The organism is Streptomyces sp. NPDC031670 (assembly GCF_055580545.1).
This window is the reverse complement of the sequence record NZ_JBVILC010000005.1, coordinates 217347-235381: the sequence shown is the minus strand read 5'-3', so window position 1 is coordinate 235381 and position 18035 is coordinate 217347. Positions and strand designations below refer to the sequence as shown.

13 protein-coding genes are annotated in these 18035 nt (G+C 72.2%); 9 read left to right on the top strand and 4 right to left on the bottom strand.

From position 1 onward, the window contains the following. Position 1: 1 nt before the first annotated feature. Positions 2-577: a suppressor of fused domain protein gene (locus ACZ5ID_RS12595; protein WP_468896660.1), complete on the top strand. Its 576-nt coding sequence runs from the start codon at positions 2-4 to the stop codon at positions 575-577. Between the two features lie 110 nt (positions 578-687). On the opposite strand, the gene ACZ5ID_RS12590 is transcribed toward ACZ5ID_RS12595, so the two are convergent. The 3 genes from ACZ5ID_RS12590 to ACZ5ID_RS12580 form a co-directional block, all read right to left on the bottom strand. Next, positions 688-2727, bottom strand: coding sequence for a M4 family metallopeptidase (locus ACZ5ID_RS12590; RefSeq protein WP_468896657.1), 2040 nt, complete (start codon positions 2725-2727; stop codon positions 688-690). A gap of 445 nt (positions 2728-3172) precedes the next feature. Further along, a complete protein-coding gene (locus ACZ5ID_RS12585; RefSeq protein WP_468896654.1) occupies positions 3173-5077 on the bottom strand; it encodes an ABC transporter ATP-binding protein in 1905 nt (634 codons plus the stop codon). Continuing rightward, positions 5074-6987 carry an ABC transporter ATP-binding protein gene (locus ACZ5ID_RS12580; RefSeq protein ID WP_468896651.1) on the bottom strand — a complete coding sequence of 638 codons (1914 nt, stop codon included), beginning with the start codon at positions 6985-6987 and terminating at the stop codon, positions 5074-5076. The genes ACZ5ID_RS12585 and ACZ5ID_RS12580 overlap by 4 nt, the downstream gene beginning before the upstream one ends. A 150-nt stretch (positions 6988-7137) precedes the next feature. Between ACZ5ID_RS12580 and ACZ5ID_RS12575 the strand changes: the two genes are divergently transcribed. The 4 genes from ACZ5ID_RS12575 to ACZ5ID_RS12560 all read left to right on the top strand — a co-directional run bounded on the left by ACZ5ID_RS12575 (position 7138) and on the right by ACZ5ID_RS12560 (position 10862). Then, the gene (locus tag ACZ5ID_RS12575) at positions 7138-8070 is read left to right on the top strand and encodes an ABC transporter ATP-binding protein (RefSeq protein ID WP_468896648.1); all 933 of its coding nucleotides are present in this window, start codon (positions 7138-7140) and stop codon (positions 8068-8070) included. Positions 8071-8073: 3 nt separating this feature from the next. Then, a complete protein-coding gene (locus tag ACZ5ID_RS12570) occupies positions 8074-8850 on the top strand; it encodes an ABC transporter permease (protein WP_468896645.1) in 777 nt (258 codons plus the stop codon). Between the two features lie 121 nt (positions 8851-8971). Next, entirely contained in the window at positions 8972-10228 is a 1257-nt protein-coding gene (locus ACZ5ID_RS12565) for a sensor histidine kinase (RefSeq protein ID WP_468896934.1), read from the top strand. After that, the gene (locus ACZ5ID_RS12560) at positions 10221-10862 is read left to right on the top strand and encodes a response regulator (RefSeq protein ID WP_406556528.1); all 642 of its coding nucleotides are present in this window, start codon (positions 10221-10223) and stop codon (positions 10860-10862) included. Before ACZ5ID_RS12565 ends, ACZ5ID_RS12560 begins: the two co-directional genes overlap by 8 nt. 33 nt (positions 10863-10895) lie before the next feature. On the opposite strand, the gene glgX is transcribed toward ACZ5ID_RS12560, so the two are convergent. Then, positions 10896-13175 (bottom strand): glycogen debranching protein GlgX, encoded by a 2280-nt coding sequence (gene glgX / locus ACZ5ID_RS12555; protein WP_468896642.1) that lies wholly within the window; start codon positions 13173-13175, stop codon positions 10896-10898. A gap of 140 nt (positions 13176-13315) precedes the next feature. On the opposite strand from glgX, the gene ACZ5ID_RS12550 reads away from it, so the two are divergent. The 4 genes from ACZ5ID_RS12550 to ACZ5ID_RS12535 all read left to right on the top strand — a co-directional run bounded on the left by ACZ5ID_RS12550 (position 13316) and on the right by ACZ5ID_RS12535 (position 17694). Next, positions 13316-14572 (top strand): L,D-transpeptidase, encoded by a 1257-nt coding sequence (locus tag ACZ5ID_RS12550; protein ID WP_468896640.1) that lies wholly within the window; start codon positions 13316-13318, stop codon positions 14570-14572. A gap of 259 nt (positions 14573-14831) precedes the next feature. Beyond that, positions 14832-16082: a L,D-transpeptidase gene (locus ACZ5ID_RS12545; protein ID WP_468896637.1), complete on the top strand. Its 1251-nt coding sequence runs from the start codon at positions 14832-14834 to the stop codon at positions 16080-16082. An 85-nt stretch (positions 16083-16167) separates the two neighbouring features. Continuing rightward, a complete protein-coding gene (locus ACZ5ID_RS12540; protein WP_468896635.1) occupies positions 16168-16935 on the top strand; it encodes an enoyl-CoA hydratase/isomerase family protein in 768 nt (255 codons plus the stop codon). A gap of 255 nt (positions 16936-17190) precedes the next feature. Continuing rightward, entirely contained in the window at positions 17191-17694 is a 504-nt protein-coding gene (locus ACZ5ID_RS12535) for an ATP-binding protein (RefSeq protein ID WP_468896633.1), read from the top strand. The last annotated feature ends 341 nt before the right edge of the window (positions 17695-18035 follow it).

The following is an 18035-nucleotide window of genomic DNA, read 5'->3' as shown; positions in this document are numbered from 1 at the left end:
CATGGCTGCTCTCGTCAACCACTTGGAAGCACGGCTCGGCCGGATGGCCGGGTCGTGGTCGGCGGCCGAGCAGTCCCCTCCGGGCACCCCCCAGGTCGGATACTTCACCGGGGGTGCCCTGGAGGGCGTCCAGTCCTTCGCCACCATCGGGCTCTTCAGTACACCGCTGGTGTCCCGCACCTCCGGCCGTCATCAGCACCTGGAACTGCTGGGGTGCAACCGGCCGCTCGCGGGTGACGAGTACGGCCCGTTCGCGGGAGTCCTGGAGTACGTGTCGGAGCGCCTGGTCACCAGCGGCGACGCGGTTCTGCGCGGGGACGTGATCTCCCTGCCGATGCCGCTGGCGCCGGGCAGTGTCCTGAGCTCCCTGTACGCGTCCTCTCCGGTGTACTTCGACGACGACTTCGCCGAGGTCGTCGTGGAGAACGGCACCACGGTCTCCGTGGTGTGGCTGGTGCCGATCGGCCCCTCGGAGGCGGCTTTCGTCAAGGAGAAGGGCTGGCCGGAGTTCGAGCAGGAGCTGGTCCGCCAGGACCCCGACCTGCTCGATCTGCGCCGTCGGGAGATCACCCTGTGACGGCGGACTGAACGGCTCGCGAAAAACGAGCGGTGCCCGGACCCCGTGTGGGGGTCCGGGCACCTTTCACGTTCCAGTCAGCCGCCTGACCGTGAGGAGAGCTCGAAGGCTCAGAACGTGAGCTTGAAGTTGTCGATGTAGCCCGTGTCGTACCGCGCCTTGTCCTGGACCTTCAGCTTCCAGGTGCCGTTGGCGACCTCCGAGGAGGCGTTCACGGTGTACGTGGTGTCGAGGTTGGCCGTCGAGCCGCCGGTCCCCGTGGTCTTCAGGGAGTACACCGAGCCGTCGGGGGCCACCAGGTCGATCTGGAGGTCGCCGATGTAGGTGTGGACGATCTTCACGCCGACCTTGAGGGTGCTGGGCGCGTTGCCCGTGACACCGGAGACGGTGACCGACGAGGTGACCGCCGCTCCCGGGGAGTCCGGGATGTTGACGTTGGTGCCGTTCTCGAAGACCTTGCCGCCGCCCGGGTCGCCGCCGTGCCGGGCGCCGACCGCGATGGCCGCCCAGGCGTCGGTGATGTTGTTGACCTCGGCGCTGCCCGCACCGTACAGCTCGGTCGCCGCGGCGATGGTGCCCGCGCGGGCGCCCGCGTAGTCGGTGGTGGAGTTGAACTTGGTGGTGAGCGCCTTGTACCAGATCAACTGGGCCTTGTCGCGGCCGATGCCGGTGACCGGCAGGCCGTCGGAGGTCGGCGAGTTGTAGGTCACGCCGTTGATGACCTTGGTGCCGCTGCCCTCGGAGGCCAGGTAGAACCAGTGGTTCGCGGGGCCCGAGGAGTAGTGGACGTCGAGGTTGCCGAGGCCGGAGTACCAGCTGTCCTTGGAGCCGCCGTCCTTGCTCGGCTTGTCCATGTAGCGCAGCGGGGTGCCGTCGCCGTTGATGTTGATCTTCTCGCCGATGAGGTAGTCGCCGACGTCGGACGAGTTGTTGGCGTAGAACTCCACCGCGGTGCCGAAGATGTCCGAGGTCGCCTCGTTGAGGCCGCCGGACTCACCGCTGTACTCCAGGCCCGCCGTGTTGGAGGTGACGCCGTGCGTCATCTCGTGGCCGGCCACGTCCAGCGAGGTCAGCGGGTCGTTGTTGCCCGAGCCGTCGCCGTACGTCATGCAGAAGCAGCTGTCGTCCCAGAACGCGTTGACGTACGCGTTGCCGTAGTGGACGCGGGAGTACGCGCCGACGCCGTCGCCGCGGATGCCGCTGCGGCCGAAGACGTTCTTGTAGAAGTCCCAGGTCTCGCCCGCGCCGTAGGCGGCGTCGGCGCCCGCGGTGGCGGCGTTGGAGTTGGTGCCGTCGCCCCAGGTGTCGGTGGACTGCGAGAAGAGGGTGCCGGTGCCGGAGGACCCGTGGTTCAGGTTGTACGTCTTGTGGCCGCCGCGTCCGCCGTCGGTCAGCGTGTAGCTGGAGCCCGACTGCGTGGTGCCGAGGGTGACCTGGCCGCTGTAGTGGGTGTTGCCGACACCGGTCTCGATGCCCTGCCACTGGTACAGCTTGGCGCCGGTCGCCGCGTCCGTGATGACGTGCAGCTGGTTCGGCGTGCCGTCTTCCTGAAGCCCGCCGACGACCGTCTCGTACGCGAGGGTCGGCGTGCCCTTGGCCATCCAGACGACCTTGCGCGGGGCGCGGTCGGCGGTGGCCTTCTTGGCGCCCTTGTCCGCGGCGGCGGCGAGGGCCTGCTTCTGTGCGCCGGCGGGGCCCTGCTTGGCGGTGGTGGCGATGTTCTTCAGCTCGGCGCGGGAGGCCTTGGCGACACCCTGCGTCCGGCCGCTCGCGGCCGTGTCGACGACGAGGTCGCCGCCGAGGACCGGCAGGCCGGCGTAGGTGCGCTCGTACCGCGTGTGCGTCGTGCCGTTCTGGTCCTTGACCACGTCACGGACGACGAGCTTCTCCTGGGCGCCGAGGCCGAGCGTCTTGGCGGTGTCCGCCGTCCTGTCGCCGGCCTGGCGTATGAGCTCGGCCCGCTGTGAGGGCGTGAGCTTGGCGGGCAGAGCGCCCGGGTTGCGTACGGCCTGCGCCTTGAGGGCGCTTGCGGACGCGGAGTCGTCGGGGCGTGCGCTGGCGCTGCCGGCCTGGACTCCGACGGTGAGCATGGCGGCTGCGGAGAGCAGTGCGGCGGTGGCGGTGGCACGACGACGGTGCGTGGATCTCACGCGAACTCCTTCTGCGAGGGGGGTACCGGCGGCTGGGTAGGGCCGGCCGGGCGGAGCATGCGGAGCGGTGATTCGTGGATCGTGGAGAGAGTGCCAGGAGTGGCCTGCCGCTGTCAGGAGCGCGTCAAGAAGATGGCCGGAAATCGTTCGTTGTACGAAAGATGGCGTTCGTTAAGCGGACGTTTCCTTTGTCAACACCGTGTGTCCAGTGAGCAGTCGGGTGCGCCGCGATCGACGGGAGTGTCCGGATACGCGCCCCGCCCCACCAGCGCGAAGAGTGCCCGCAAGGGCCGTGGGAGCCGCTGCGCACAATGGCCGCAATGCGCCTTCGCGGTGGCCCGCGCCGCCCCCGCCCGGTGTCCGTCAGGCGGACGGTGGGAGGCGTATGGCGATGAGGTGTGACGGGCGCGGCGGCGAACTGGTTCCGCCGCCGCGCCCCTTTCGGCTATGCCAGGCTCTCGCGCCAGGCGCGGTGCAGATCGGCGAACCGGCCGGTACCCGCGCTGAGTTCGGCGGGGGAGCCGTCCTCGACGATCCTGCCGCCGTCCATCACCAGCACCCGGTCCGCGATCTCCACGGTCGACAGCCGGTGGGCGATGACGACGGCGGTACGGCCGTGCAGCACGGTGTGCATCGCGCGCTGCACCGCCCGTTCGCCGGGGATGTCCAGGGACGAGGTCGCCTCGTCCAGGATCAGCACCGCCGGGTCCGCGAGCAGCGCGCGGGCGAAGGCCACCAGTTGGCGCTGGCCCGCCGAGATGCGCCCGCCGCGCTTGCGCACATCCGTGTCGTAGCCGTCCGGCAGCCCGACGATGAAGTCGTGCGCACCGATCGCCTTGGCGGCCTGTTCGATCTCCTCGCGGGTCGCCTCGGGGCGGCCGATGGCGATGTTGTCGGCGACCGTCCCGGAGAAGAGGAACGCCTCCTGGGTGACCATCACGACCCCGCGCCGCAGCTCGGGCACGGCGAGGTCGCGCAGGTCCGTGCCGTCGAGCAGCACGCGGCCCGCTCGGGGTGCCCCCTGCCCGGGGTCCGTCGGAGAGCCGGTGGAGGGGTCGTAGAAGCGGGCGAGGAGCTTGGCCAGGGTGGACTTGCCGGCGCCGGTCGTCCCGACCACGGCCACGGTCTGCCCGGCCGGGATCGTCAGGTCGAACCGGGGCAGCACCTCGCCGCCCGTACGGTACGAGAAGCTCACGCCCTCGAACACCACCTCGCGGCCCGGGAGCCCGCCCCGGCGCGGCGGCAGCGGCACCGGCCGCTCGGGCTCGGGCACGGTCGGCCGCTGGGCGAGCAGCCCCGCGATCTTTCCGAGGGAGGAGACGGCGGCCTCGTAGGAGTTGAGGAACATCCCGAGCCGGTCGATCGGGTCGTACAGCCGCCGCAGATACAGCACGGCCGCCGCCAGCACACCGAGCGCCAGGGTGCCGTCCGCGACCCGGTAGGCGCCCCACAGCACCATCGCGGCGACGGCCGTGTTGGCCACCAGGCGCGAGCCCACCACGTACTGGGCCATCTCCAGGATCGCGTCGCCGTTGGTGCGCTCGTGCCGGTGGTTGAGCCGCTGGAACTCCTCGTCGTTGGCGCGCTCGCGACGGAACGCCTGGACCGGGCGGATGCCGTTGAGGGTCTCCGCGAACTTGACGATGACGGCCGCGATGGCGGTGGAGCGGGCGTCGAAGGCCGCCGACGCGCGGCGCCGGTAGCGCCGGATCAGCAGGTGCAGCGGCGCGTACGAGGCCACCGCGAGCGCGCCGGTGCCCCAGTCCAGCCAGAGCAGCATCACGCAGATGTACACCGCGGACAGCACGACACCGATCAGCTCCTGGAGCCCCTCGTTGAAGAGTTCGCGCAGCGACTCCACGTCGGAGGTGGAGCGGGAGATGAGCCGTCCCGAGGTGTAGCGCTCGTGGAAGTCCACGCTCAGCGCCTGCGCGTGCCGGAAGATCCGTCCGCGCAGATCGAGCAGCACGTCCTGGCCGACGCGGGTGGAGGCGCTGATGAACGCGTACTGGAGCAGTCCGGCCCCCAGGGCGCACACGAGGTAGCCGGAGCCGACGACGATCAGCGGACCGTAGTCGTGCGCCCGGAAGGCCGGTACGCCCCGGTCGATGGCGTACGCCACCAGCAGCGGGCCCGCCTGCACTGCGGCCTGCTGCAACAGGATGAGCAGCGCGGTGACGACGACGCGCCGGCGCATCGGCCGCAGCAGGTCGAGCAGGAGGGCGCGGGTGGCGCCGGGCGGGGAGGGGAGGGCGTCGCGGTCGAAGGGGTCCGCCCGGGGCAGATTCTTGTCCGGCTCCGCGGGCTCCTCCGGTCCGGCCTGCCGCTCGGCTCCGATGGTGGTGGTCATCGCTTGTCCCCCTCGTCCGCCGTACCGGACATCAGCCAGGCGTACTCCGCGTTGGTCCGCAGCAGTTCCTGATGGGTGCCGACGGCGGCGACGCGGCCGGCGGAGAGCAGCGCGACCCGGTCGGCGAGCATCACCGTCGACGGGCGGTGCGCGACGACCAGCGCGGTGGTCTCGCGCAGCACCTCGCGCAGGGCCGCCTCGACGCGCGCCTCGGTGTGCACGTCGAGCGCGGAGAGCGGGTCGTCCAGGACCAGGAACCTGGGCCGCCCGACGACCGCGCGCGCGAGCGCGAGCCGCTGGCGCTGCCCGCCGGAGAGGCTGAGCCCCTGCTCGCCCACCTGTGTGTCGGCGCCGTGCGGCAGCTCCCGTACGAATTCGGCCTGCGCGACGTCCAGCGCGCGGTCGAGGTCCTCCGGTCCGCCGCCGCCCATGAGGACGTTCTCGCCCACGGAGGCGGAGAAGAGGGTCGGCTCCTCGAAGGCCACGGCGACGAGCGAGCGCAGGTGGTCGCGGGACATCCCGGCGATGTCGGCCCCGTCGAGGGTGATCCGCCCTCCCGTCGCCTCGTACAGCCTCGGTACCAGGGCGGTGAGGGTGGTCTTCCCCGATCCGGTCCCGCCGACCACGGCCATGGTCTCGCCGCTGCGGATGTGCAGGTCGATGTCGGTGAGGAGGGGCGGGCTGTCCGGGGGCGCGTCGGGGTAGCGGAAGGAGACGTGGTGGAAGTGGATGCCGAGGCCGTCCTGGCCCGGTCGGGTGCGGCGAACCGCGCGGCCGGCCCCCACCGGCTCGCGGCCGGGGCGCGCGCCCGCCGCAGAAGCGGCCCCGCCCTCGGCGGAAGCGGCCCCGCCCTCCGCGGGGACCGGCTCGTCCAGGACCTCGAAGTACCGCTCCGTCGCCGTCCCCGCCTCCTGGCTCATCGCCAGCAGGAAGCCGATCGAGTCCACCGGCCACCGCAGCGCCAGCGCCGTGGACAGGAACGCCACCAGCGTCCCCGCCGACAGCCCCCCGTCGGCGACCCGTACCGTTCCCAGCACCAGCGCCGCCCCGATCGCCAGCTCGGGGATCGCCGTGATCACACCCCACAGCGCCGCGAGCAGTCGTGCCTTGTGCAGCTCGGTGCCGCGCAGCCCCCGCGCCAGCTCCCCGAACGCCCGCGCCTGGGCGCGGTGGCGGCCGAACCCCTTGATGATCCGGATGCCGAGCACGCTCTCCTCGACCAGCGTCGTCAGATCGCCCACCTGGTCCTGCGCCCGCCGCGCCGCCAGCGAGTACCGCGTCTCGAAGAGCGAGCAGAGCGCCACCAGCGGCACCACCGGGAGGATCAGTACCAGCCCCAGCGTCCACTCCTGCGACAGCAGGATCACGAACCCGACCACAATGGTGACCCCGTTGACCAGCAGGAAGGTCAGCGGGAACGCCAGGAACATCCGTACCAGGCTCAGATCGGTCGTCCCCCGCGACAGCAACTGGCCCGAGGGCCACCGGTCGTGGAAGGACACCGGCAGCCGCTGCACATGCCGGTAGAGGTCCGCCCGCATCGCCGCCTCCACCCCGGCCAGCGGACGCGCCACCAGCCACCGCCGCAGGCCGAACAGGAGCGCCTCGGCCACCCCGAGCAGCAGCAGGACGAACGCGCCCAGCCAGACCCCGCCGGGGTCGCCGTCGCCCACCGGGCCGTCGACGATCCACTTCAGGACGAGCGGGATCACCAGACCGAGGCAGGAGGCGACGACCGCGACGAACGCGGCGGTGAACAGCCGAGCCCGCACGGGACGTACGTAAGGCCAGAGCCTGAGCAGCGTACGCACCGTCGACCGGGTCTCGGCGGGGGTGTCGGGGGACGCCGGCGGGGAGGAGCCGGCGGGGGCGTCCGGGGACGCGGCGGGGAGTTCGGGTATCTCTGACATCAACCATCGAGCCTAAGCTCAACAACCCACGACGCCCACCGGCTTTTTGACCGGGGACCGAGGTCGTACCCGGTATCAACCGATCGGTTGATGCGCGGCCGAGCGCGTTGGGCGATGTGGCCGGTCCCCGCGCCGGGCGACGCTTTCCCCATGCCCATCATCGAAGTCAGCGCACTGCGCAAGACGTACGGCCGCGCCACCGCCGTCGACGGCGTCACCTTCGCCGTCGAGGAGGGTGAGATCTTCGGCGTCCTCGGCCCCAACGGCGCGGGCAAGACCACGACCGTCGAGTGCGTCGAGGGCCTGCGCGTCCCGGACGGCGGCACGGTCCGGGTCGCCGGGTTCGACCCCGTCGCCGACCACGCCGAGGTCACCCGCATTCTCGGCGCCCAGCTCCAGGAGAGCGAGCTCCAGCCCAAGCTCACCGTCCGCGAGGCGCTCGACCTGTACGCCGCGTTCTACCCGGCACCGGCCGACTGGCGCCCGCTGGCCGAACGCCTGGGCCTCGGCGACCGGTTGGGGGTGCGGTTCGCCAAGCTCTCCGGTGGCCAGAAGCAGCGCCTGTTCATCGCGCTCGCGCTCATCGGCAGACCCCGGGTGGTCGTACTGGACGAGCTGACCACGGGCCTCGACCCGCGCGCCCGCCGCGACACCTGGGAGCTCATCGAGGACATCCGCCGCGGCGGGGTCACCGTCCTGCTGGTCACCCACTTCATGGAGGAGGCCCAGCGCCTCTGCGACCGGATCGCGGTCATCGACCGGGGCCGGGTGGTCGCCCTGGACACCCCGTCCGGGCTGATCGGCCGGGCGGGCGGCGCCACGGCCGTCTCGTTCACCCCCTCCGCCCCGCTCGACGAGGACCTGCTCCGCGCGCTGCCCCCGGTCCGCGGGGTGGAGCGGCAGGGCGCGCGGATCACCGTCCACGGCAGCGACGACACGGTCAACGCGGTACTGACCCTGCTGGCCCGCCACCGGATCACCGCCCACCAGCTCCGGATCACCGAGGCGACGCTGGACGACGCGTTCCTGGGCCTGACCACGAGCACCGAGAACGCCGACGCCCCGCACGGAAAGGCCATGTGACCCATGTCGATCACCACACCCGCCGCCGTGACCGCCTCCCCCTCCCCGGCCGCCGCCGTCCTGCGGGCCGAACTGCGCCTCTTCCGCCGCGAACCCGCCGGCATCTTCTGGATCATGGCGTTCCCCACCCTGCTCCTCACCGCGCTCGGCTCCATCCCCTCCTTCCGCGAACCCTCCGACTCGCTGGGCGGGCTGCGGACCGTGGACGTCTACGTACCGGTCAGCGTGCTCCTCGCGATGGTGATGGCCGGACTCCAGGCGATGCCGCCGGTGCTCACCGGCTACCGCGAGCGCGGGATCCTGCGCCGGATGTCCACCACACCCGTCCGGCCCGCCGCCCTGCTCGCCGGCCAGATGGCGCTGCACGGCGCCGCCGCGCTGGTCTCGGTACTGCTCTCGCTCGCGGTGGGCCGGCTCGCCTTCGGCGTACCGCTGCCGCGCCAGGCCTTCGGATACCTGCTCGCGCTCGCCCTGTCGGTGGTGGCGGCGCTCTCCCTGGGCGCCCTGGTCTCGGCGCTGTCCCGGACCGCGAAGGCGGCCAACTCCGCCGGTGCCGCGCTGTTCTTCCCGATGATGTTCACCGCCGGGCTGTGGCTGCCGGTACGGGCCATGCCGGACGTGCTTGCCCGCGTCGTGGAGAGCCTCCCCTTCGGGGCGGCGGCCCAGGCGCTGACGCGGGCGGGGGCGGGCGACTGGCCGGGCTGGACGCAGCTGGGCGTCCTCACCCTGTGGACGGCGGTGCTCTGCGGAGCCGCGGTCCGCTGGTTCCGCTGGGAGTGAGGGCGGGAGCGAGGGCGGGAGCGACGGCGCCGTGGACGGGTGCGAGGGCCGGAGCGCGGCCCGGGCCGAACAGCCGCGGGTGTACGACACTGGGCCGACGGACGACGGGGAGGCGGAGACGATGGCGAGCAGCGCGGTACGGGCCCGGGTCGACGAGCGGTGGGCGCTGTTCCACCGCTGGGGCCCGTTCGGGCTGCTCGGCTTCGCCACGCTGGCCTCGACCGCCACCGCCGGCTCGATCATGAGTCCCCGGGAGCGATGGGCCGCGGCCGTGCTGGTCGGCGTGGCCCTGGTCCTCCAGATCGGCTGGGACCGGGCCCGGCCGCGCCACCCCGCCCCGTCCGCCGCGAGCGCCTGCCACTACCTCGTGCGCTGGGGGATCTGCTTCGCGCTCACCTGGCTCAACCCGTTCTTCGCCTTCTACGCGGTCGTCGGCTACTTCGGGGCCGATCTGCTGCTGCCGCGCCGCTGGGTGCGGGTCGGCCTGTGCGCCACCGCCGTCACCATGGCGGGCTCGCAGGCCGGCGGCCTGCCGCCGCGCGGCGGCACCGGCTGGGTGGTCTTCGCGGCGCTGTTCGCCGTCAACGTCGTCCTGTTCACGGTCTTCAACCATCTGGCCGCCCAGGAGGACGAGCGGGCCCGGGTCCAGGCCGTCACCATCGCCGAGCTGGAGCGGGCCAACTCCCGCCTCCAGCAGGCGCTCGACGAGAACGCGGCGCTCCACGCCCAGCTCCTCGTCCAGGCCCGCGAGGCGGGCGTGGCCGACGAGCGGCGCCGGCTGGCCGCCGAGATCCACGACACCATCGCCCAGGGACTGACCGGGATCATCGCCCAGCTCCAGGTGGTGACGGCCACTCAGGACCCGGCGGCGGTACGGGAACACCTGGCCAGCGCGCAGGCCCTCGCCCGCGCCAGCCTCGGCGAGGCGCGCCGCTCGGTGCAGAACCTCAGCCCCGTGGCCCTGGAGCACGACGGACTGCCCGAGGCGCTGAAGAAGACGGTGGTGGAGTGGGGTGAACGCCAGGGCGTACGGGCCGAGTTCACGGTCACCGGCACGGCCGAGCCACTGCACGAGGAGATCGAGGCGACCCTGCTGAGGATCGCCCAGGAGGCGCTGGCGAACGCGGGGCGGCACGCGCGGGCGGGCCGGGTGGGCGTGACGCTCTCCTACATGGGCGACGAGGTGTCCCTCGACGTACGCGACGACGGCCGCGGCTTCGACCCCGCGGCCCTGCCGCCGCGCTCCGGCACGGGCGGCTTCGGCCTCGACGGGATGCGGACCCGCGCCGAGCGGATCGCGGGCACGGTGACGGTGGAGAGCGAGCCCGGCCATGGCACCGCGGTGTCGGCGGGCGTACCGTTGGTCCGCCATGGCTGAAGAGACCCCGATCACGCTGCTGATCTGCGACGACCATCCCGTGGTACGGGACGGTCTGCGCGGCATGTTCGCCTCCGCGCCGGGCTTCGAGGTCCTCGGCGAGGCACCCGACGGCGTCCGGGGGGTGGAGCTGGCGGAGCGCCTGGACCCGGACGTGGTCCTGATGGACCTGCGGATGCCGGGCGGCGGGGGAGTGGCGGCGATCGCGGAGCTGACGCGGCGCGGGCTGCGGGCCAAGGTCCTCGTCCTCACCACCTACGACACGGACTCGGACACGCTCCCCGCGATCGAGGCGGGCGCGACGGGCTATCTGCTGAAGGACGCGCCGCGTGAGGAGCTGTTCACGGCGGTACGGGCCGCGGCGGCGGGCCGCACGGTCCTGTCCCCGGCGGTCGCGTCCCGCCTGGTCTCCCGGGTCCGCACCCCCGCGCGCCCCGACGAGGCGCTGTCCGCCCGCGAACGCGAGGTCCTGCGGCTGGTGGCGCAGGGCACCTCCAACCGGGAGATCGCCCGGGTGCTGTTCATCAGCGAGGCGACGGTCAAGACCCATCTGACGCATGTGTACGCCAAGCTCGACGTCAAGGACCGGGCGGCGGCGGTGGCCGTCGGCTACGACCGCGGCATCCTGGGCTGAGCCGCCTCCCCCGGCCCGCCGGGGCGGACACCCTCAGCTCGTCACGCGCAGCACCTGCACCGACCGCGCCCCCACCACCACCTCCGCCCCGCCCCGGTGCGCCCGCCCCGGCGTCCGCGCCTGCTCCTCCGCCGCGGTGTCCACCAGGACCTCGTACCCCTCGCCCCACGGGGGACCCGGCACCACGAACCCCGTCGGGCGGCTGCCCGCGTGCAGGACGATCAGGAAGCTGTCGTCCACCACCGGCGCGCCCCGGGCGTCGCGGCCGGGGATGTCGCGGCCCGACAGATACAGCCCGAGCGTGGCCGTCGGCGCGTACCAGTCCCGCTCCGTCATCTCCTTCCCGCCCGCGGTGAACCACGCCAGGTCCCGCAGCCCGTCCGCGCGCTGCGCCCGGCCCGAGAAGAACGCGCGCCGGCGCAGCACGGGGTGGCGGTGGCGCAGCGCGAGGAGGCGGCGGGCCAGGGCGAGCAGACCGCGTGGGCCCGGCTCCTCCAGCAGCGACCAGTCGACCCACCCCACCTCCCCGTCCTGGCAGTACGCGTTGTTGTTGCCCCCCTGCGTCCGCCCCATCTCGTCCCCGGCCACCAGCATCGGCACCCCCGTGGAGACCAGCAGGGTCGTCAGGAGGTTGCGGAGCTGGCGGCGGCGCAGCGCGTTGACCGCCGGGTCGTCCGTCTCGCCCTCCACCCCGCAGTTCCAGGACCGGTTGTCGTCGGTGCCGTCCCGGTTGCCCTCCCCGTTCGCCTCGTTGTGCTTGCGCTCGTACGACACCAGGTCGCGCAGGGTGAAACCGTCGTGCGCCGTGACGAAGTTGACCGAGGCGTACGGGCGGCGACCGCCCCAGGCGTACAGGTCGCTCGACCCCGACAGGCGGTAGCCCAGATCGCGTACGTCCGGCAGCGCGCCCCGCCAGAAGTCCCGCACCGCGTCCCGGTAGCGGTCGTTCCACTCCGCCCACAGCGGCGGGAAGGACCCGACCTGGTACCCGCCGCGCCCCACGTCCCACGGCTCCGCGATCAGCTTCACCCGGCGCAGCACCGGGTCCTGGGCGATGACGGCCAGGAACGGGGAGAGCATGTCGACGTCGTGCATCGAACGGGCGAGCGCCGCCGCGAGGTCGAAGCGGAAGCCGTCCACCCCCATCTCCGTCACCCAGTACCGCAGCGAGTCCGTGATCAGCCGCAGCACCTGGGGCTGCACCACGTGCAGGGTGTTGCCGCAGCCCGTGTAGTCCGCGTACCGGCGCGCGTCCGACTGGAGGCGGTAGTAGCCCCTGTTGTCGATCCCGCGCAGCGACAGGGTCGGCCCGCGCTCGCCCGCCTCGGCGGTGTGGTTGTAGACGACGTCGAGGATGACCTCGATGCCCGCCGCGTGCAGCGCCCGCACCATCCGCTTGAACTCGCCGACCTGCTGGCCGGCCGTGCCGGACGCCGAGTAGGCGGCGTGCGGCGCGAAGTAGCCGATCGAGTTGTAGCCCCAGTAGTTGCGCAGGCCGCGGCGCAGCAGATGGTCCTCGTGGGCGAACTGGTGCACCGGCAGCAGCTCCACCGCCGTCACCCCGAGGCCGGTGAGGTGGTCGAGCGCCGCCGGGTGCGCCAGACCCGCGTACGTCCCGCGCAGCTCCTCGGGGACGCCCGGGTGCCGCTGGGTGAAGCCGCGCACGTGCAGCTCGTAGATGACGGAGTCCGCCCACGGCGTCTTCGGGCGCCGGTCGTCGGCCCAGTCGTCGTCGTCATGGACGACGACGCCCTTGGGGACGTACGGCGCCGAGTCCCGTTCGTCGCGGACCGTGTCGGCCACCTGCTGCTGCGGCCAGTCCCGCACGTGCCCGTACACCTGTGGCGGCAGCGCGCCGTAGTCGTTGCCCTCCGCCGCGTCGACCGCGCGCGCGTACGGGTCGAGCAGCAGCTTCGAGGGGTTCCAGCGGGCCCCGGTCCAGGGGTCCCAGCGGCCGTGCACCCGGTAGCCGTACCGCCGGCCCGGCCGCACGCCCGGTACGAAGCCGTGCCAGATCTCATGGGTGAGCTCGGTCAGGGGGAGCCGGGTCTCGGTGCCCGCCGCGTCGAACAGACACAGCTCCACCGCCTCCGCCCCGCCCGCCCAGAGCGCGAAGTTGGTGCCCGCCACCCCGTCCGGCCCCACCCGGAACCGGGCCCCCAGCGGGGTCGGCGTGCCGGGCCAGACCGGTGGCGGCGGACCGGTCGGGGCCGGCCGGCGCTCGCGGTACCCGTTCGCTTCCCGGTGCCCTTCGTCGTGCGGAGCCGGTCGCCCCACCCCCCGCTCCGCCTCCTGCTCGGCTGCGCTCGACACCCCTCGGCCTCCCGCGGCTCGGCGCCCGGAGGGGCGCGGCGTCCCGGCCGCGGCCCTCCACGCGTGTTCTCGCAGGTGTTCTTCCCGTTACCCGGCTCGTACTCACGTTTCCCCGGGGCGGGCGCGATCGTTGACCGGTCGTGAGATTCGTACTGAAGCGGGCAGGGGCGAGCACCGCGACCGCCCTGGCATGGGTGGGACTGGCAGTCGCGCTGGTGGCCGGGGCGGCCGGGTGCAGCGGCGACCACCTCGATATCGGCGGCGTCGACGGGGTCAAGGACGTCGTGGCGGGCAAGGCGCCCTCGCCCCGCGACGTGATCCGGGTGACCCCGGACGACGGGGCCAAGGGCGTCAAGGCGGACGGGAGGATCGAGGTGCGGGTGCCCGGCGGGCGCCTGGAACGGGTCCGGGTGATGAAGGCCGAGGACGCGCAGCCCGAGGAGGTGCCGGGCCGTATCAGCGACGACGGGCTCTCCTGGGCGCCGACCGGACAGGCGGCGGGCCGGCTGGAGCTGGCCGCCAAGTACACCGTGGACGCGGTGGCGCTGGACGGCCACGGCCGCCGCCAGGCACGGCACACCAGCTTCACCACGCTGGTGCCCGAGCACCGGTTCATCGGCTACTTCAAACCGGAGAATCGCTCCACGGTCGGGGTCGGCATGATCGTCTCGTTCACCTTCAACCAGCCGATCGCGGACCGGGCGGCCGTGGAACGGGCCATCAGGGTCACCGCCCGCCCGCCGGTGCAGGTGGTGGGCCACTGGTTCGGCAGGGAGCGGCTGGACTTCCGGCCCCGGGAGTACTGGAGGCCGGGCACCAGGGTCACCGTGGACATGCGGCTGCGCGACGTCCCCGGCGCCCCGGGGGTGTACGGCGTCCAGGAGAAGCGGATCGGCTTCACCATCGGGCGCGACCAGGAGTCCCTGGTGGACGCCGAGACGCACACCATGGAGGTGCGCCGCGGCGGCGAGTTGGTCAGCACGGTCCCGGTCTCGGCCGGGTCGCCCAAGAACCCCACGTACAACGGCAAGATGGTGGTCACCGACATGTTCGACGTGACGCGGATGAACAGCCGTACGGTCGGCTTCGGCGGGGAGTACGACATCCCGGACGTGCCGCACGCCATCCGGCTGACCGCCTCCGGCACCTTCCTGCACGGCAACTACTGGGCCCCCTCCGGCACCTTCGGCTCCAGCAACACCAGCCACGGCTGTGTGGGCCTGCGCGATGTGAAGGGCGGCAGTCCCGACACCCCGGCGGGCTGGTTCTTCGACCGCACGCTCATCGGGGACGTGGTGGAGGTCGTCAACTCCCGGGACCGGACGGTCGCGCCCGACAACGGCCTCGGTGGCTGGAACCTGGGCTGGACGAAGTGGAGGGCGGGCTCGGCGCTCTGACCCTCCGTGCCCGGCCGGCCCGGCGCCCCGGCCCCTCTCCCGCCGGCCGGCTCCGGCCCGTACACACCCCCGGTGACGTCGAGATGTCGCCACAGCGAACGCACAGGACCATTGGGACTGAACGGTGACATACGCGTGGCGTCGCGTGTGCGTCCGGTGTGATTACCTAGGCAATCGTGTGCGCGCGAGGACGCGCGCGGGGGTGTTTTTCAGTACGGGCCGTGGCGTGATCCCGGCCGTGCGAGGGGAGAGAACTGGCGTGAACGGGCAGCACATATCGGGGGCTCCGACCAGAGGGGCGGCACGGCGGCGCGGCACGCCCGGTCTGCTGGCTCTGCTGCTGGGGGCGCTGCTCCTGCTGGTCTCGGCGTGCGGTGGCGACGACTCCGGCGGCGGGGACAACAAGGGCAAGGCCGGTGCCGGCAAGGCCGCCGAGGACACCAAGGCCTCGGCCGCGGTCGTGACCGTGGCGCCCAAGGACGGCTCCGCCGACGTGGCGACCAGCGGCGCGCTGAAGGTCTCCGCCTCCCAGGGCAAGCTGACCGCCGTGGCGGTCGCGGACACCAAGGGCAACGCGGTCGCCGGGAAGATCTCCGCCGACGGCAGCGCCTGGACCCCGGACCAGCACCTCGCCTCCGCCACCAAGTACAAGGTGCACGCCGTCGCCAAGGACGAGGACGGCCGCGAGTCCGCCAAGGACACCACGTTCACCACGCTCGTCCCCAAGAACACCTTCATCGGCACCTACGCCCCCGAGGACGGCGACACCGTCGGCGTCGGCATGCCGGTGTCCATCAACTTCAGCCGCGGCATCACCAACCCGCAGGCCGTCGAGAAGGCCATCAAGGTGACGGCCGAGCCGTCGGTGCCGGTCGAGGGCCACTGGTTCGGCAACGACCGCCTGGACTTCCGCCCCGAGAAGTACTGGGCGGCGGGCACCAAGGTCACCGTCAAGTTCAACCTCGACGGCGTCGAGGGCCGCCCCGGCGTCTACGGCAAGCAGACCCGTACGGTGAAGTTCACCGTCGGCCGCTCGCAGGTCTCCACGGTGGACGCCGCCGCCCACACCATGACGGTCGTGCGCGACGACAAGGTCCTGCGCACCATCCCGATCAGCGCGGGCTCCCCGGCGAACACCACGTACAACGGCCAGATGGTGATCAGTGAGAAGTACCAGGTGACCCGGATGAACGGCGCCACCGTGGGCTTCGGCGGCGAGTACGACATCAAGGACGTGCCGCACGCGATGCGCCTGTCCAGCTCGGGCACCTTCATCCACGGCAACTACTGGGGCGACCCGTCGGTGTTCGGCAACACCAACACCAGCCACGGCTGCGTGGGTCTGCGCGACGCGCGCGGCGCGGGCGACTCCTCCACCCCGGCGGCCTGGTTCTACGACCGCTCGCTCATCGGTGACGTGGTCATCGTGAAGAACTCCAAGGACAAGCAGATCCAGCCGGACAACGGCCTCAACGGCTGGAACATGTCCTGGGCGGAGTGGACGAAGTAATCCCCCCTCGCTCCACCACGACGGACCCGGTGCTGTGACCAACGGCACCGGGTCCGTCGCCGTTAACGGCCACTAACCTGCTGCCATGACTGTGACCCTCGAAGTCTCCGAAGGCGTCGGCACCCTCCGCCTGGACCGCCCCCCGATGAACGCCCTGGACATCGCGATCCAGGACCGGCTGCGCGAGCTCGCCGAGGAGGCGGGCCGCCGCGACGACGTACGCGCCGTGGTGATCTACGGCGGCGAGAAGGTGTTCGCGGCGGGCGCGGACATCAAGGAGATGCAGGCGATGGACCACGCCGCCATGGTGGTCCGCTCCCGCGCCCTCCAGGAGTCGTTCACGGCCGTCGCGCGCATCCCCAAGCCCGTCGTCGCCGCCGTCACCGGGTACGCGCTCGGCGGCGGCTGCGAGCTGGCGCTCTGCGCCGACCTGCGTATCGCCGCCGACAACGCCAAGCTGGGCCAGCCCGAGATCCTGCTCGGGCTGATCCCGGGCGCGGGCGGCACCCAGCGGCTGTCCCGGCTGATCGGCCCCTCCCGGGCCAAGGACCTCATCTTCACCGGCCGGATGGTCAAGGCGGACGAGGCCCTGGCGCTGGGCCTGGTGGACCGGGTGGTCGCCGCGGACCGGGTGTACGAGGAGGCGCACGCCTGGGCGGCGAAGCTGGCTCAGGGCCCGGCGCTCGCGCTGCGCGCCGCCAAGGAGTGTGTCGACGCGGGTCTGGAGACGGACATCGAGACCGGCCTCACCGTCGAACGCAACTGGTTCGCCGGGCTGTTCGCGACCGAGGACCGTGAGCGCGGGATGCGCAGCTTCGTCGAGGAGGGCCCCGGCAAGGCCAAGTTCCTCTGACCGTCTCCCGGGTCGGCCGGCCCGCCGTACACCCTCCGGGTGGATTAGTCTGGCCTTAAGACAGCCTTAAGTACGCCAGTCGCCGAACGCTTGGTGATCATTCGATCGCGGCCCGTCATCGCAGCTCGCGGGCGGTACGGGAGCGATCCGACGCCGTCGGCGGATGCTGAACGAGCTTCCCGGAACCTCTGGTTCCGGGAGCCGTTTTCCCCAGGAACGGCCCCGGAGGCGGCTTCGGGCGGCCATGATGGGGGGATGGCGGGGCTGGAGGGTGTGGAACAACCGCGGCAGCGCGGCGGCGCGACCGCGGCTCGGTGGTCGCCTGCCGTCGAGGACGAACAGGCGCTCAAGGCACTGGAGTTGTTCGGCAACCCGACGGACGAGGAAGTGCGGCTGCCGTCCCGGCCCGAGTCCGCGGCGACCGCGCGCCGGCTCACCCAGTGCGTGATACTGCGTCAGTGGGCGCTCTCCCCGGCCCTCGCCGAGCACGCGATCCTGCTCGTCTCCGAACTGGTCGGCAACGCCGTGCGCCACACCGGTGCCCGCGCCTTCGGGCTGCGGATGCTGCGGCGCCGGGGCTGGATCAGGATCGAGGTGCGCGACCCCTCGCGCGGGCTGCCCTGTCTGATGCCGGTCCACGAGATGGACACCAGCGGGCGCGGCCTCTTCCTCGTCGACAAGCTCTCCGACCGCTGGGGCGTGGATCTGCTGCCGCGCGGCAAGACCACCTGGTTCGAGATGCGGGTCGCCGACCGCTGACGCCCGCCCGTCAGGTGTCCCCGAACGCGCCGAAGCCCCCGTGCCTGCCGGATACGGCCTGCCTGCGGGGGCTTCTGCGGAGCGCCGCCGCGGACCGGAGGGGGTGTGATCCACGGCGACTGGACGACCGAACTCGGGTCAATGAGGGGTCGTGTCTTCGACTATGGCAGACGGGGGGCCTTCACGCCAAAAGTCCCTACTCGGACAAACTTCCCCATACTCTGACAGTTTAGCTATGAATCGTAGGTGAGCTAGAGCACTCACCTTCCAAATGCTGAATAAGTATGGGGATCGCTGAGTGATTCATCGAACTCGCCCGCTCAGTGAGTGGCGTGTCTACA